Source organism: Polyangiaceae bacterium (assembly GCA_015075635.1).
Lineage (GTDB): Bacteria > Myxococcota_A > Polyangia > Polyangiales > Polyangiaceae > JADJKB01.
On record JABTUA010000001.1, the window covers coordinates 1391602 to 1405354 of the forward strand.

13 protein-coding genes are annotated in these 13753 nt (G+C 67.8%); 9 read left to right on the top strand and 4 right to left on the bottom strand.

What is annotated here, in order from left to right:
• Positions 1-524: 524 nt before the first annotated feature.
• A complete protein-coding gene (locus HS104_06385) occupies positions 525-1406 on the bottom strand; it encodes a hypothetical protein (protein MBE7479600.1) in 882 nt (293 codons plus the stop codon).
• A gap of 391 nt (positions 1407-1797) precedes the next feature.
• Between HS104_06385 and HS104_06390 the strand changes: the two genes are divergently transcribed.
• Positions 1798-2514, top strand: a complete 717-nt coding sequence (locus HS104_06390) for a hypothetical protein (GenBank protein ID MBE7479601.1) — start codon at positions 1798-1800, stop codon at positions 2512-2514.
• Between the two features lie 255 nt (positions 2515-2769).
• Complete coding sequence (locus tag HS104_06395; protein MBE7479602.1) at positions 2770-3783, top strand: hypothetical protein; 1014 nt, start codon at positions 2770-2772, stop codon at positions 3781-3783.
• A gap of 47 nt (positions 3784-3830) precedes the next feature.
• Here HS104_06395 and HS104_06400 read toward each other — a convergent pair whose 3' ends face one another.
• Positions 3831-4415 (bottom strand): hypothetical protein, encoded by a 585-nt coding sequence (locus HS104_06400; GenBank protein MBE7479603.1) that lies wholly within the window; start codon positions 4413-4415, stop codon positions 3831-3833.
• A gap of 211 nt (positions 4416-4626) precedes the next feature.
• Here HS104_06400 and HS104_06405 point away from each other — a divergent pair, with 211 nt between their 5' ends.
• Both HS104_06405 and HS104_06410 read left to right on the top strand, forming a co-directional pair.
• Positions 4627-5169, top strand: a complete 543-nt coding sequence (locus HS104_06405; GenBank protein ID MBE7479604.1) for a DUF2378 family protein — start codon at positions 4627-4629, stop codon at positions 5167-5169.
• A gap of 144 nt (positions 5170-5313) precedes the next feature.
• Positions 5314-5463 carry a hypothetical protein gene (locus HS104_06410; GenBank protein MBE7479605.1) on the top strand — a complete coding sequence of 50 codons (150 nt, stop codon included), beginning with the start codon at positions 5314-5316 and terminating at the stop codon, positions 5461-5463.
• A 76-nt stretch (positions 5464-5539) separates the two neighbouring features.
• On the opposite strand, the gene HS104_06415 is transcribed toward HS104_06410, so the two are convergent.
• Positions 5540-5995 carry a hypothetical protein gene (locus tag HS104_06415; protein MBE7479606.1) on the bottom strand — a complete coding sequence of 152 codons (456 nt, stop codon included), beginning with the start codon at positions 5993-5995 and terminating at the stop codon, positions 5540-5542.
• An 809-nt stretch (positions 5996-6804) separates the two neighbouring features.
• Between HS104_06415 and HS104_06420 the strand changes: the two genes are divergently transcribed.
• Together HS104_06420 and HS104_06425 are read left to right on the top strand one after the other, a co-directional pair.
• Positions 6805-8118 carry a hypothetical protein gene (locus tag HS104_06420; GenBank protein MBE7479607.1) on the top strand — a complete coding sequence of 438 codons (1314 nt, stop codon included), beginning with the start codon at positions 6805-6807 and terminating at the stop codon, positions 8116-8118.
• Positions 8119-8640: 522 nt separating this feature from the next.
• Positions 8641-9243: a hypothetical protein gene (locus HS104_06425; protein ID MBE7479608.1), complete on the top strand. Its 603-nt coding sequence runs from the start codon at positions 8641-8643 to the stop codon at positions 9241-9243.
• A 242-nt stretch (positions 9244-9485) separates the two neighbouring features.
• On the opposite strand, the gene HS104_06430 is transcribed toward HS104_06425, so the two are convergent.
• Positions 9486-10400 carry a hypothetical protein gene (locus tag HS104_06430; GenBank protein ID MBE7479609.1) on the bottom strand — a complete coding sequence of 305 codons (915 nt, stop codon included), beginning with the start codon at positions 10398-10400 and terminating at the stop codon, positions 9486-9488.
• A 354-nt stretch (positions 10401-10754) separates the two neighbouring features.
• Between HS104_06430 and HS104_06435 the strand changes: the two genes are divergently transcribed.
• The 3 genes from HS104_06435 to HS104_06445 all read left to right on the top strand — a co-directional run bounded on the left by HS104_06435 (position 10755) and on the right by HS104_06445 (position 13659).
• Positions 10755-12776 carry a hypothetical protein gene (locus HS104_06435; protein MBE7479610.1) on the top strand — a complete coding sequence of 674 codons (2022 nt, stop codon included), beginning with the start codon at positions 10755-10757 and terminating at the stop codon, positions 12774-12776.
• A complete protein-coding gene (locus tag HS104_06440) occupies positions 12773-13117 on the top strand; it encodes a hypothetical protein (protein MBE7479611.1) in 345 nt (114 codons plus the stop codon). The genes HS104_06435 and HS104_06440 overlap by 4 nt, the downstream gene beginning before the upstream one ends.
• Positions 13118-13320: 203 nt before the next feature.
• Positions 13321-13659, top strand: coding sequence for a helix-turn-helix transcriptional regulator (locus HS104_06445; GenBank protein ID MBE7479612.1), 339 nt, complete (start codon positions 13321-13323; stop codon positions 13657-13659).
• Positions 13660-13753 lie beyond the last annotated feature (94 nt).

The window sequence follows — 13753 nt, forward strand, 5'->3', positions numbered from 1 at the left end:
CTCGGCGCGAAACAGCGCTGCGACGCTGTTCGAGCTGGCCGCATCGAACTTGAGCGTTGAGAGGTGAATCTCCGTACAACCGGCGGGACTGCCCCCGGTACCACCAGTGGCTCCAGTGCCCGGGGCGCCGCCCCCGCTCGCGCCGCCGACGCCAGTTCCACCGGTCGAAGTCCCGCCAGAACCTCCAGCCCCGCCGGTCTGCCCACCGGACCCTCCGAGTCCGCCGCCGATGCCTGCCGCACCGCCGGCAGCCCCGCCTCCTGAACCTGAACTGCCGCAACCTCCGACAACGAGAGAGCATGCGACTAGCAGGACGGACTTCCGCATCAGTGCCTCCACCAGCGGACGCTATCGACCCGCCTCTGGTCCCGCAACTGCAGGGCCTGCGCGCCCGTCCTGCCGCGGGTGCCGGGAGCGCATTCGAGTTTCGCGAACGATACTCAGCACGAGCGGGCCATCGCAGGCCGCTGCTTTGTCACGGCGCACCCGCAGGCGGAGCTTGGATGGTTCCGTTTGGATCAGGTTCAGTCCGAAGCGCTACACGTCGCCCCGTTCCAGGTGAACGACGTGTCGGTCAGCTCAGTGGGTGAGCAGAGCTCGTTGGCACAGACCGCGGCGGGGCTGCACTGGATCTTGACCTCGGTGGAAGGCGTACCCCCCGCCATCACGATGCGTCCGGTGCAACCGCCGCTCTGCTGCGACTCCAGCTGGAAGTCGACGGACTCCGAACCGGGTTTCCCGCAAGTGAACAAAGGATGCTCGCACACTGCGCAGGCGGCTGGCGGGCCTGCGGCGCTCGCCGCGACATACTCCGTGGGCACGCCCGGGTACGCGCTCAGGTTGAGCTTCAGCGGCTCAACCGCGAAGCGAACGAACGCGGGGATGCCGCCGCCCTGGGAGCTGTTGATGTTGAGCTGAACCGAGTTGGGACCGGGGCCGTTCATGCTCGAGGTGTCCACCAAGTCCCAGTTGCCACCCCCCGAGAACCCCTGGCGCCGCACTAGCTTTCCCAGCTTCAAATCCAGGAAATACCAGTGACCGTCTTCTGCGAACTCGATGCCATCGTGGGGCGACTCGAAGATGGAACCGCCGCTGCAGAAGAACCAGGTCCTCGCGAGCCAGGCGCGTACGCCCGCCAGATCGAAGACGTCGGTGACCGTGCCCGGCGCGGAGCAGCTCGCTGCTGCGACGTTCGGTGCCGGAAACGGGCCGTCGGGGGGCTCTGGGCTCGCGGGCACGCCGCCGCTACCGCCGCTCGACGCACCGCCGGTGGCACCGGTTCCGGACGAGCCTCCGGACGCCTGACCGCAGTCGTCGAAAGCCTCGTTGCAGCTTCGATCCGTCTTCCCGGAACAGGCGATGACGCCTACCGCGAAACCAACGAGGACCACGCGCCTCGCGCTCATCAATCCATTCTATTTGGGCCCTCGGTGCGGCGCCATGCAGGGCGGAGCGGAGGCCGGGGAAGGCTGCCGCTGGGTCTCCCGATTCCAGGGATGCGCGCGGCCGGCAGGCGGGCGCGTCATCACTGTGAGCTAAGCTCACGACATGCGTACGTGGAACAGAGGAGCAACGCGAATCTTCGCAGTTGTCGCCGTCGTGGTCGCGAGCGTTTCGTGCTCAGGCAGCATTGAGCGCGACGGCGCCGGCACCACCGGTGGAGTTGGCGGAAGCTCCGCGACGGGAGGCACCGGCGGAAGCTCCGCGACGGGAAGCACCGGCGGAACTGCCGCGTCGCCCGGCGGGGGAGGAACGACATCGGGCGGGGGCAGCGCCGGAGTGGCTGGGAGTGCCGGTGTGTTCTGCGCCGGCGTGACTTGCGCGGCGAACGAGGACTGCTGCCTCGGAACCGGGAAGTGTTTCGACCCGTCGGCTTCGCCGGGCAGCTGCGAGGTGCCCAATCTACCGCCGGGACGGCAAGGTCAGAAACCGTGTGGCTCCAGCGCGCACTGCGCACCGGGCGAATTCTGCTCGCCAGCGAGCTGGCAGCTCTGCCTGGGTCCCGGTTACTGCGAGTCCAAGACCAACTGCGGGACCTCGAGCGGCATGCTCATGTGCGGATGCAACGGCGTCACGTACCCCGACGTGCAGACCGCGTGTGCGCAAGGCGTGTACGTCATCGGTCAGGGCAAGTGCGGCGAAACGCAGACGCTGGGCGCGGGTGGCGGCTCGGCAGGCAAGACCGTGACGTTCTGCGCGACGTCCTCGATGTGTCCGAAGGGACAGGAGTGCTGCAGCATCACTGGCCAGTGCTTCGACCCCGCGAAGCCGGCACTCTGCGTCTTCCCGCCCGAAGGGACCAAGTTCCCGTGCATCGACGACTCCCAATGTTTCCAGGGCGGGGAGTACTGCTACGCAGAGACGTGCGACGGACCGGGCGGCTGCGTGACGGTCGGCGGCACCTGCACCGGGCAGCTCTCGCCGGTCTGCGGGTGCAATGGCAAGACCTACGTCAACGCGGGATGCGCTGCGACCGAGGGCGTGCGCGTGGCTCACAGCGGCGCGTGCACGTAGCAGGACACGAGAAGACGCGCGCCCGCCCTCCCGAGCCCCCCCGCGCGCCCCCACCCTCGACAACCCCGATCGAGTCTGCAGTCGCTAGAAGAACGGCCGGTGCGCCTCGGTGCAAGAGTGCCTCCCGGACGCTGGCGAATTCCGGGGGTTGCGCGAGGTCTACGACCGAGCACCGACGATTCGTCGGTGAAATGGCCGTTCTTCGCGCGTGGGAGCCCTGGTCGTCCTGTGTACGCGCCGGTATATGAGGCGAGGATGACCGCGCCCATCACCGTGCTCTGGCTCCTCGACGAGCATGATGTTCCCTCGTTGCGCGACGACCGGTTCCGACACGTCGTTGGCAACCCGGAGCGCCCCGCAGCGACGATAACGGGCCTGCTCGTCGACGGCGCGGTTCTCGCCGTCGTCCGCGACGAAGAAGCGGGGCAACGCGCCATCGCCTACGGCGCCGACGAGTTCATCCTCGCCAGCGACGCATCCGGTGCGACCTTCGAGAGAGTGGTCGAGCGTACCGGTGCGAGGGCGCGTGCGCGACTGCACCGAGATCTCTTCCTCATCGACCTCGTCCGCAAAGACGACACTACGGCTCTCGAGCTCCTCGCCGCCGCGCTCGGCGAGGCGATCGCAGGGCCGCTCTCCCGCGCAACCGAGGAAAGCGCCGAGCTCGCCCGGCAGATTGGCGGCGACAAGGCGCCGGCCGACCGCGCTCACGCAATCGCCGAAACAGTCGCGGGTGTGGCAAGCGTCGTCGAGCGCATGCGGGAGCTCGTCAGCACCGAGCCGACCGACGAGGTCGTGGACTTTTGCGAAGTCGCGCGCGAAGTGACGCGAACCCTCGCGGCCGGAGTCCAGCCCAGCGCCGCGTTCGAAGTGCAGGTCGTGGATCGCGCGTGCCAGATCGGAATGCCCCGGTGGCAGGCGGCCATGGTCGTCGCGAGCCTGGTTGCGAACGCCGTCGAGTCGGTGGCGGCGCGGGGCGGCGCGGGGCGCAGGGTGTCCGTCGACGTCTCGTTGGTCGATGACGCGGTCGTGCTCGAGGTCTCGGACGACGGTGCGGGCATGGCCGAAGATGTCCGCGTTCATGCCGGAGATCCCTTCTTCACGGCGACGGGCAAGGGGCGTCTCGGCCTCGGGCTCACCCTGGTGTCGTCGCGGGTGCGCCGCGCCGGCGGTGAGCTGATCATCGACTCGGATCCGGGGGTCGGCACGACGGTGCGGGCGTTCCTGCCGCTGGTCGGCGGCAGCCCGGTTCGAAGTTCCTCGAACTGAGCTCGGGGGGGACTGTTTCACGCTGAAACGGTCCCGGTGGCCTGTCCTCAGCCGCTGGCCTCGTGCAGCAGCGCTCGTAGCTCGACCAGTCGCTCGTCGAGCTCGCGTAGCGCGACCAGGGCGACGTCGATGTCCTCCGCGCTGAGCGTCGCCACGGCGGCACGATCGCCAAAGGTCTCGACTGGCACGGCCGCCAGGCGCCGAAGTCCGTCGAGCACGCGCAGGATTTCGAGCTTGGGCCGACGTCCTCCATGTCCGCCTCGGCGCCCGGCCGCCCGGGCGCGCAGGGCAGCTGGCGTCCAGCGCTCGCGTTCCGCCGTGCCGAGCAGTTGCTCCTGATCCCGGGCCGGCAGGCCCAAGACGGCGTGAACGTGGGTTACCCCGAGGTGCTTGCTCTGCGTGATCAGCGGAACGCGCGTGGACAGCTCGAAGATCGCGACGGCACGCCAAAGGCTCGCGGCACTCATCGGCAGCTCGGGGTGCAGCGCGAGACGTCGGAACGACGCCTCCTTGGGCCCGTTGCGCCGGACGAGCTCCATGTCGCCCTTGAACAGGTGGCGAAACACGATCCCCCCGACGCCGAGCGCGAGCTCGATGGATGCAGCGCGGGACAGGTGACGAATCTCGGTCACGGCCCGCTCCACAGGGTCATCGGTCGCGCGCGCGGCGCGATTCTCGTCGCGCGCGATCATGCCTTGCGCACCGTTGATGTTCGTCGCCACTGCCTGTCGAGCACACCAGTACTTTCCCGGGCTGGCAAGGTGGTAGGATGTCGGCACGACAGCCTGCAGACTGACCGTCGACCTCGGGCCGGGCCTCGCGCTGCTCGGGGTCGAGAAGCGAATGGCGGACGCGCCCGCCCACGCGCGTGTACGCGGCCTGTTCTTCCAGCTGGCCGAACAGGCGGTTCAAGCGCGGTCGCCGGACCTTCTGGCAGTGTGGCGAGCCGTGTCTGGAGCTCGCTCCAGGTGGCCGTTCTTGATGTACCCGCTGAGAGCATTCCTCCGGGAGCAAGCAGTGGCCGCCGTGCTGTTGGACGAGGAAGATCCTGGCGGCGCGCTCGGGCGGATGTGGAGGGCGACGCCAAGGCTGTCGCCGCTGATCCGCGCCGAGGCGTTCATGAGGTACCTGGCGAAACGCGAGCCCGAGGAAGCGCTGACCTGGTTGGGGCAGAACCGGCGCATGATGGTCGACTACGGCGAGTGGCGTGTCGAGATGACGGGTCCGAAGAGCGCGCTCCTGCACTTCGTGGACGAGTACGTCTGGATCGAGCACAGCCAGGTGAGTGGGTTGACGGGGACTCTCGAGCGCTGCGGAGTTTCACCGGTGGTGACTGCCGAGCTGGACACTCCGTACTGCGGGCGTTTGGTGGCCCGGTGGGAGTAGCGACCCGCCGAGCGCCCGGTCGCACCATGAAGCGCATCGCCGACTTGCGACCGTCTCCGTGGAACGTCGACGACGTGCGGGTAGTGAAAACGGGCTGTCTCTGACATCGGCGGCGTCACCACTATCCCCAGCTCACCTGCTCCGATGCCCGTCGCGAGCGGGCCCAGTTTGGGCAGCGCACCGGTGACCCTCGCCCAGCTGACCGACAACAAGGCCCACGATGTCGCGGTCGACGCGACTTGCGTCTACTACGTCGGCGCGAAAGATGGTGCGCTCGCCAAGGTCGCGAAGTAATCCTTCCGGTTCTGGGGCATGCGGTTGCGGCTCGGGCATCGGTCCGCCGCCGAATTTTCGGGTGCGGTCTTGGGGGTCAGTCCGGCCCGGCCTCCGCGCCGCTGTCCGGTGCGGCGTCCATGCCGCCGTCGTGGCACGGGTCGAAGACGCTGTCGTAGATCCCAGCGTGGCACTCGGCGCTGCCAATCCAGCCGCAGCTCGCCGTGAAGCTGCAGTACGCTGGGCTCGAGTGCGGGCAGCCATCCCCCACCTTCGGTAGTGGGGTGCTCTTGGGTGGGCAGGACGGCAAGATGTCGCACGGGAGGCCCACCTTCACCCATTGCCCGTTCGCGCATGCGAACGTGTAACCACACGAGCCGCCGTATTCGCATCGGAGCTCGGGATCTGCGCTGCAGGCTCCCGACGGGAAGTCAGTTGGACAGGTGTTCGCGCCTGAACCGTCCGCTTCGCCGGCACACGCGGTCGCCGTGGCCAGGGCGGCAACGAGCCACGGGATGGCGCGGAGCGCGAGGCGGGTCGTGGGCGCCGACATGCGTCAGAAGCGTAGCAGCTGAGGGTTGCGTGATGCCGCCAGCGACCACCAGAGGCACCACCTACGGCGCAGGCAAGTATCGTCGGCAAAACCCTCGGCCCGCACGCCCTGAACCCGCCGCGCTCGATTGAACGCGAGCGGACAGGAATCGTGCTGTTGGTTGTTTCCAGCGGAAACACTGCCTTGCCACAAAGCAGTGCGGCGCCGCGTGCGGACAGTGCATGGACGGATCAGGTACAGCTGGTACGCCCGTCGTTGACCGGCCGCGGTGAAGGCCGTAGACGCAGGAGCATGTCCTGGTCGCGGGCGCTTGCGCTTCTCACGGTTGGAGCCCTTCTCAACTGCAGCTCAGGGTCGTCATCGGGAGGTCCGAGCGGATCTGGCTGCAAGGCGATGAACGGCGACACGGGCAACCCTTCAGGCTGCATCTGTGGAGACCCGGGGAGCTACTCGTCCGAAGCGGACTTCGGGAAAGCATGCACTCCGGAAAACGTCGGAGCCCTTTCCGTGTGCTGCGACTACGAAGACTCCTGCATCTGCGAACGTGTGCGTTGCGGCCCGAGCTCGGTGAACGGGGATTGTGTGTGCGGCGTTGGTTTGGCCATCGACTACGAGGTGGACTCATGTACTGGCAGCGCTGCGTACTGCTGCCAGCAAGAAGACACTGGGTACTGTTACTGCTGGGATACTCCGTGCGGGTTTGGATCGTATCCGGTCGCGGCGTGCGAGCGGGCGAATGGCGTCCTCCGATGCAGCTACGACGAGCCACCCGTTCCGAGCTGCGGGTAGGTCCTCGGTTCGCTTGGCTTGTGGCGGTCGCGCTCTGCGCCGCGTGCGGTTCGCGCACCGGTCTGATCGATCCCGGCGTGGGCGTGGACAGCGGCGGTGCAGGCGCTGGAGCCGTGGGGGCGACAGGCGGAGCCGGCGCGACTGGCGGAGTCGGCGCGGTCGGCGGCACGAGCGGCGTTGCTGGGTGCGTCGCACTCCAACAGGTCGATCCCGTGGTGGCAATCCAGCCGGGCTCCGCCTCCGCTGACTTTGGCCCACAAGCCGTCGCGTCGAGCGACGACGGCGAGCAGGTGTCGGTCGCGTTCATTCGGAGCGCCGCACCGGGCCCGGCGTCCAAGTCGGATGTCGATGCTGCGACGTTCTCACCGTGGTTGGCGTGGCCCCCGACCGGCAAACTGGCGCCGGCGGTCTCGCTTCTCCCGGCGGTGGATTTCGCGAGCGATCTCCGCACTGGTTCGAGCTTTGGCGGTCGATTCGCCCTGCTCCTCGGTCAGGGGCCAATGCTCGGGTTCACCCCCAACATCGACCCGGCGACGGGCCCCGTTGCTCCCGGCGTGCCGCTGTTTACCGTTGGAGCCCCGCTGTTCGTCGCGCGAGGAGCGCAAACCGGGGTGCATCTCCTAGGCATCGCCTCTCTGGACGGTCGGCTCGTCGTCCACATCGTGGAGTCCAGCGGCCCGACACCGGAAGTGAGCACCCAAACGCTGGCATGCGCCGTTGGGGGCATCACGGCGGACGCCATTGGATTCCAGGACGGCTGGCTGCTCGCGCTTTCCAACGGCGCCTTCGCGCCACCGGGTGGCTGTGGGTCCAGTAACGTCGGCGGCCCGCCGCTTCGTATCGACGTGTTGCACCTGCTGCCGAGCGGTTCCGTGAGCGTGCTGCATAGCTTCAAGGTCGATGCTCCGCCAAACGCGATTTCCGTCGCGTCCCATCCCACGGGTGCCTTTGTGGCATGGACACAGGCGAGCGGCGGCGCCGCACCTGTGCTGAACGCGGCCCGTATCGACGCCGTTGCGGGCGCGTTCTTCGGTCCCTTCGTGCTCACTGGCGCGAAAGCATTCCCCGTGTATGTCGATGCGGCGTCCGTCGAGAATGGGACGCTGGCTCTCACCTGGGTGGACCATCCACCAGACACGAAGGCCAACATCGTGCTCACCATGGTCGATGCTCATGGCGACCTGCTGCAAAGTCTACCCTTCGCGGCCAGTTTCCAGGGGCACCCGAACATCATCGGCTCGCCCAGCGGTCACAGCGTGGTGATCAGCTGGGCCACGACCGACCTCGCCTCCACCGTCCAACTCGCCCGGTTCGATTGTCTCGGGCCGGGCTAATTGCATCAGGCCCGGCGCTGCCTCGGCAGCGCGAGATCCGCGTGAGTCTGCGTTCCGACGTACGCGAACACCGGATCAGCAACGAGAGCGAGGATCTGCGTTGGCTCGCGCGAGTTGGACGCGGACTCGACGAGCTTCACATACCTGTCCGTCACGTGTTCGACCTGATCTGCGCGGCAGGTTCGGCCTCTTGAATCCGGCAATCGTTCCCGCGATCGTTCCCCCCGATGCATCGCTCGGTCTCCAGCCTGATTCTGGCCGCCACGGATCCGAGCGGATTCTCGGAGTGCGAGCACAAGACCGTGCCCGACATCGCGGTCGCCGAGAAGAAGCTCGAGCGCCCTGGGCAGAACGAGCTGGAGCGGGAAGCTCCTGGCGGAGCGGGGCGTCGAGCACGAACGCACGGTGCTCGACCGGTATCGAGCCGAGGGCCGAGCGGTGGTGACGATTCCAGCGCGGCCGGGCTCGGCCGCCGAAGAGCTCGCGGAGGCGGCGCGGGATGCCTGTGATAGGTTTGCGCGCATGAGTGGGAAGCCGCTCGCCGCGGTCGGGTTGATTGCCGCGCTCGTGCTCGCCACGGTCGCCGAGGCCCGCGCCGACTCCGCGGGTCGGGCGCAACCCGTTCGCGCACGAGATCCCAGTCAGTACGTCCGTTTGGGTGCGGGTCTCGGTGCGTACTTCGGTCCGAAGAGCAGCACGATTTACGCGGGACCCCCGTGGGGCTCGTTCGTCACATCGAGCACTACCGTCGCCGGGCTGGCTATCCCGTTCGAGCTCGCGCTCGGCGGACCCGTGAGCCGGGGCCTAGTGCTCGGCGGCGGGGCGTACGGCGAGGGCGTCCCGCTTCTCGAGCGGCGAGCAGAGCCACGCCTCGTCGGCGTGGTCGGCCCAGCGCTCGACTACTACTTCAGCGGCTGGGACGGCTTTCACTTCCAAATCGCCGGCGGCTTGGGCGCCACGATCAGCCGCCAGACACACGCTGCGCCTGGAGCAGCACTCGGCGTCGGCCACGAGTGGTCCACGAGCGTCGATTGGAACTTTGGCTTGAGCGTGAGATTGACCACCCTGATCGAGCGCGACCCGACGTTCGCGCCGGGCGTCCTGCTAACGGCGACGTGCTTCTGAACCTGGATCTACGCGTGGCATCCAGTCGCGGGAACGCGGCGTCCAGGGCGGAGCGCTCCGCAGCGTCCGCCTTCGGTGAGGCCGAGCGCTCCCGGCATGACACCTTCCCTCCGAAGCGCTCGAAGACCTGAAGCTGGACCGCGTCGATGTGGTGCACTGGGCCGAGAGCTCCGCGGAGGTTCGCCGCGAACCCGAGCGCGCACGGCGGGGGCGCGCTAGTCAGGAGCCGCCCATGCTCGGCGTTAGAACTGCGCCGACGCAGAGAGGCCTGCGGGCACGAGAGCGCGCACGGACGAAGACGCGCGGCGCGAAAGTGCGCCTGAGGAAACAGGCTGGACGGTGACCTGAGCCTTGTCGCGAATGCCGAAGGCATACCAGGCAAGAACGCCACCTCCAATCATCAGCGCCCCTCCGCCGTAGAGCTTGGTGGAGTTGAGTTCGTACGTAGAGTTGCAGCCAAGCGAATCGCACTCCTCCTTCTCTTCGCTCGACGTGAACATCAAGTAGGTGCCGACCCCGGCGGCGGCGATGCCGCCCAAGAGCAGGCCGGTACGCAGACCTGCACGGCTCTCGAATTTGCCCTCCAGGCGGGTACTACCCGCCGGGATGCGAACAGCATCGGTCTCCAAGGGCTTGTCCTTGTCCTTCGAGAGCGCAAGCGTGTAGGTACCTGCGGGCAGCGTCGCCTCGCAAGGCGCCACACAGATCTCGTCGTATCCGGTCGCCGCGACATTACCTGCAATTGCAGTCGCCGCCCGGCGGTGGAAAGTTACGTTCGGCTCGACCGCCACTAGCGACACTCTCGCTTCTTCGCCGCGAATGGTCACCAGCGGGCGAACCTCTTTCTTTCCGGCTGGCGCCTCGGTCTTGCGCGGCTCCGGCTTCGGGCCGGGCAAGCTCGCAGCAGCGCCTGCGAACTCGACCTGGTCCATGGTGAAGCGCCGCGTCTTCCCAGTCACGAGAACGATTTCCACGTAGTCGCCCTCGACGCGCTCGCTGATCGTTCCGCGAAACATGCTGCCGTCCTTGAGCCGAACGACGTCGGGGGCAGCGGCCGGCTGAGCCGGTGTGGGTTCGGCCGGCACGCCTTCCTTCGGTGCGGTCGATGCTTCTTGCGCGGAAGCGGTCGCCGCTGCGAGCAGCAGAGCCGCGGCCACACATTCACCCAGATGTCTCATGCCACCCATCAGGAGCGACGCTATCATTGCAGGTTGTTGCCGTACAGCGCGGCTGCGCGAGCGCGGACAGGTTTGGTTACCGAGGGGACTTCGGCTGACGCGGGCCGAGGTGTCGCAGCTCGGATACTCCGAGCTGTTCCGAGAAGGTTCACTGCTTGCATTGTTGTGCGGCTCTCGCAGCCATAGCCCCGCCGTTGGCGCGGCTCCGAAATTGGATCGGCCCCCCACCATGCGGGTGCGCTCGTCTCCTGTGCACGGGGTGCGCTTGACGCGGAGACGTTGGAGGAGTCCACTGTGCGTGCGCTGCGTGCACACGCTCGGAGGGAGCCGATCATGAGAGTCGTCTGGTGCATGGTGCTGCTCTTGGCAGGGTGTGGCTCCGGTCCGTTTTCGCACGAATCCGCGAGCGGATCGCCGGATTCGGAGTCGGCAGTGTTGCAGCGGTTTCAGTCACTCGCGCAGGGTGGCGAGGGCGCCGCTTGGTTGCGCAGCGACGGCACCATTTCCTTGGCGAACTCCGGACCTCGCGCGGGCCTAGAGGTCAGCCTGCCGCGTCGATGGGGTGAAGCACCGGTCACGCTTTCCGACCCGAGCTCTGGCCTCAGCGTGGCGTTCACGGTCGCTGAGTGGAAGTCGGTAGGCGAAGCAAAGGTCGATCGCGGCTGGGTCGCGTACCGAGGTGCACGTCCCGGAGCCACGCTCGGATTGCGCAGCGCCGCACTTGGGGTGGAAGACTATTGGCTCCTCGACAGCGACCACCCGCCGCGCATCGAATACCAGGTCGATGTGTCTCGCGTCGCTGGACTTCGCGAGGTGGACGGGGTGGTCGAGTTCCTCGACGACGAAGGCGCGCCGCGAATTCGTGTTGGCCCCGCCGTGGTCGTCGATGCAGCCGGCGTGACTCGGCGCGCTCGACTCGGCATCGACGGTTGCGCTGTCGATAGGAGCCCCGCGGCGCCCTGGCAACGCGCCATCACCCGACCGGGGGCTCGAGAGTGCACGCTCTCGCTCGTGTGGGACGACCGCGGGTTGGTGCCTCCTGTTGTCGTCGATCCTCCCTGGACGATGACCAGCGGGATGATCGTCGAGCGCTGGGAGCACACGGCAACTGTGTTGGGTGACGGACGGGTGCTCGTGGTCGGACAGCAGCCCGATCCTTTCAACCCAACCAAGGCCTCGGAGCTCTACGATCCGACCACGGGGACCTTCGCGGCGACCGGCGTCACGAACGTCGAACGACGGCAGCACACCGCGACGCTGCTCGCCGACGGGCGCGTCCTGATCGTCGGAGGCGATCAAGGCGAACCGACTCCGGAGTGCGAGATCTACGACCCGAAGACCGGCGCCTTCACCGCGACGGGCTCGCTCAAGACGCGTCGATACGATCACTCCGCCCTGCGGCTCGCCGACGGGCGCGTCCTGGTAGTGGCAGGTTACGGCGGGTTCCAGCTGTGGGAGCTCGCCTCGACCGAAATATTCAATCCCGCGGCGGGTACATGGTCGCCGGGACCCAGCTTGGCGCAGGCGCGGACCAGCGCATCGGGCACGGAGCTCGCGGACGGGCGGTTCCTGGTGGCGGGTGGAAAGACCACCGCCGCGCTCGCGTCGGTGGAAATCTTCGATCCGACGACCTCGACGTGGAAAAGCGCAGCGCCGCTGGGGCGTTCGCGCTGGGGACATGCGGCTACGCGGCTCTCGGACGGTCGAGTGCTCGTATCGGGCGGCGACGACGTGCTCACGAGCATCGGTGAGGTCTACGACCCGTCGCAGGGGACCTGGTCCACCGTTCAGGCAGGCACCGAACGTATCTGGCACCGATTGATTCCTCTTTCCGACGGCTCTGCCATGGCGATCGGGGGATACCAGGGGACCACCGAGCTCGCGCCCACGGACTACTTCAGCCCCACGAAGAACACGTGGCTCGCCGCGGCGAACCTCGTGGAAGGTAGGGCCACGCCACCGCCACTCTATTGTCCGACGCGGCCGGCACCGCGCGAATCCTGGTTACCGGGGGCGTGCAGAGCAAGACGGCCGAAGTGTTCCAGGCGAAGCTTCGCGGGTTGCCCTGCACCGGCGCGACGGCTTGCGCCAGCAACGTGTGCCGGGACGGATATTGCTGCGACGATGCGTGCCCAGCGCCCTGTCGCGCGTGCGCAGCGTCCCTCAAGGGCGGAGGCGCTGACGGCGTCTGCGAGCCCGTCCCGAACGGGACCGATCCACTCGACGAGTGTCTGCAGGAAGCCGAAAGCACCTGCGGCAAGACGGGTGTCTGCGACGGCGCCGCGGCTTGCGCGCTTCATCCGACCGGAACCACGTGCGCGAACACCGAATGCAATTTGCCTTCGGAGTTGGTGATCCACCGTTGCGACGGGCAGGGTAAGTGCGAGGCAAACGATTCGAACTGCGGCTACTACGCCTGCGACCCCACCATCGACGAGTGTCCTACGAGCTGTCAGTCCGACTTCGACTGCATCTTGTCGCGTGTGTGCCTGAACCAGAAGTGCGTGGATGCGCCAGTCGGCTCGGGCGGCACCGGCGGAGAGCCGGCTGGCGGGACCGCGGGGCAGACTGGGACGCCATCGAGCGGCTCGTCGGACGGCGGCTGCGGATGCCGCTCGACTCCCGCGCAAGCGCGTGCTCCGTGGCTCCTTGGGTTTTCGCTGCTCGCCGCCTTGCGACGTCGCCGGCGCGCGTGAGGCGTTCGTGGCGGGCGTCGAGCCGCGCCTTGCGACGGCGTGGTGGGGCGGCTGCGACGCAACCTGTCCACCAGATCGACGACCCATGTGGAGACGATCGTCGGTTTGCGCGGCGCCTTTGATCGCGTTCGCGGGCACTGTCGTGCAACTTGACCATGTCCTGTCGTGCATTCACCGAAGGGGTGGGGGTCACGCTCGGGAGCATGAAGCTCGGCGCGGAAATTAGGTCCCGACGCAAGGCGCTGGGCCTGACGCTCGATGACCTTGCGGAACGTTCGAACCTCTCGCCGCACTACCTCTCCACGCTCGAGAACGACCGCCGTGACCCGCGCCTCTCGACGATCCTTGCGGTAGCCAAGGCCCTCCGGGTTTCCGCCGCCGAGCTCCTCGGCCCCTCCGTTCCGCAAGCCGCCGCCCAGCGCATCGGCCCGCGATTCGAGCGCCTGCCGCCGGACGCGCAGGAGGCCGTGGTCGTCCTCGCCCAGATGGCGGTCGCTGCTCCCGGGCGGAAGGCAGCTCGCCCGCGCGGGAAGCGGGGCTGACCGTATCGGTAGGGTCAATCATGGGTCTTGCGTCACGGACGGTCGCAGCTGCGACTGGAAGTGCCGCATGACCTCGCAGGCGGATTCCGGTATC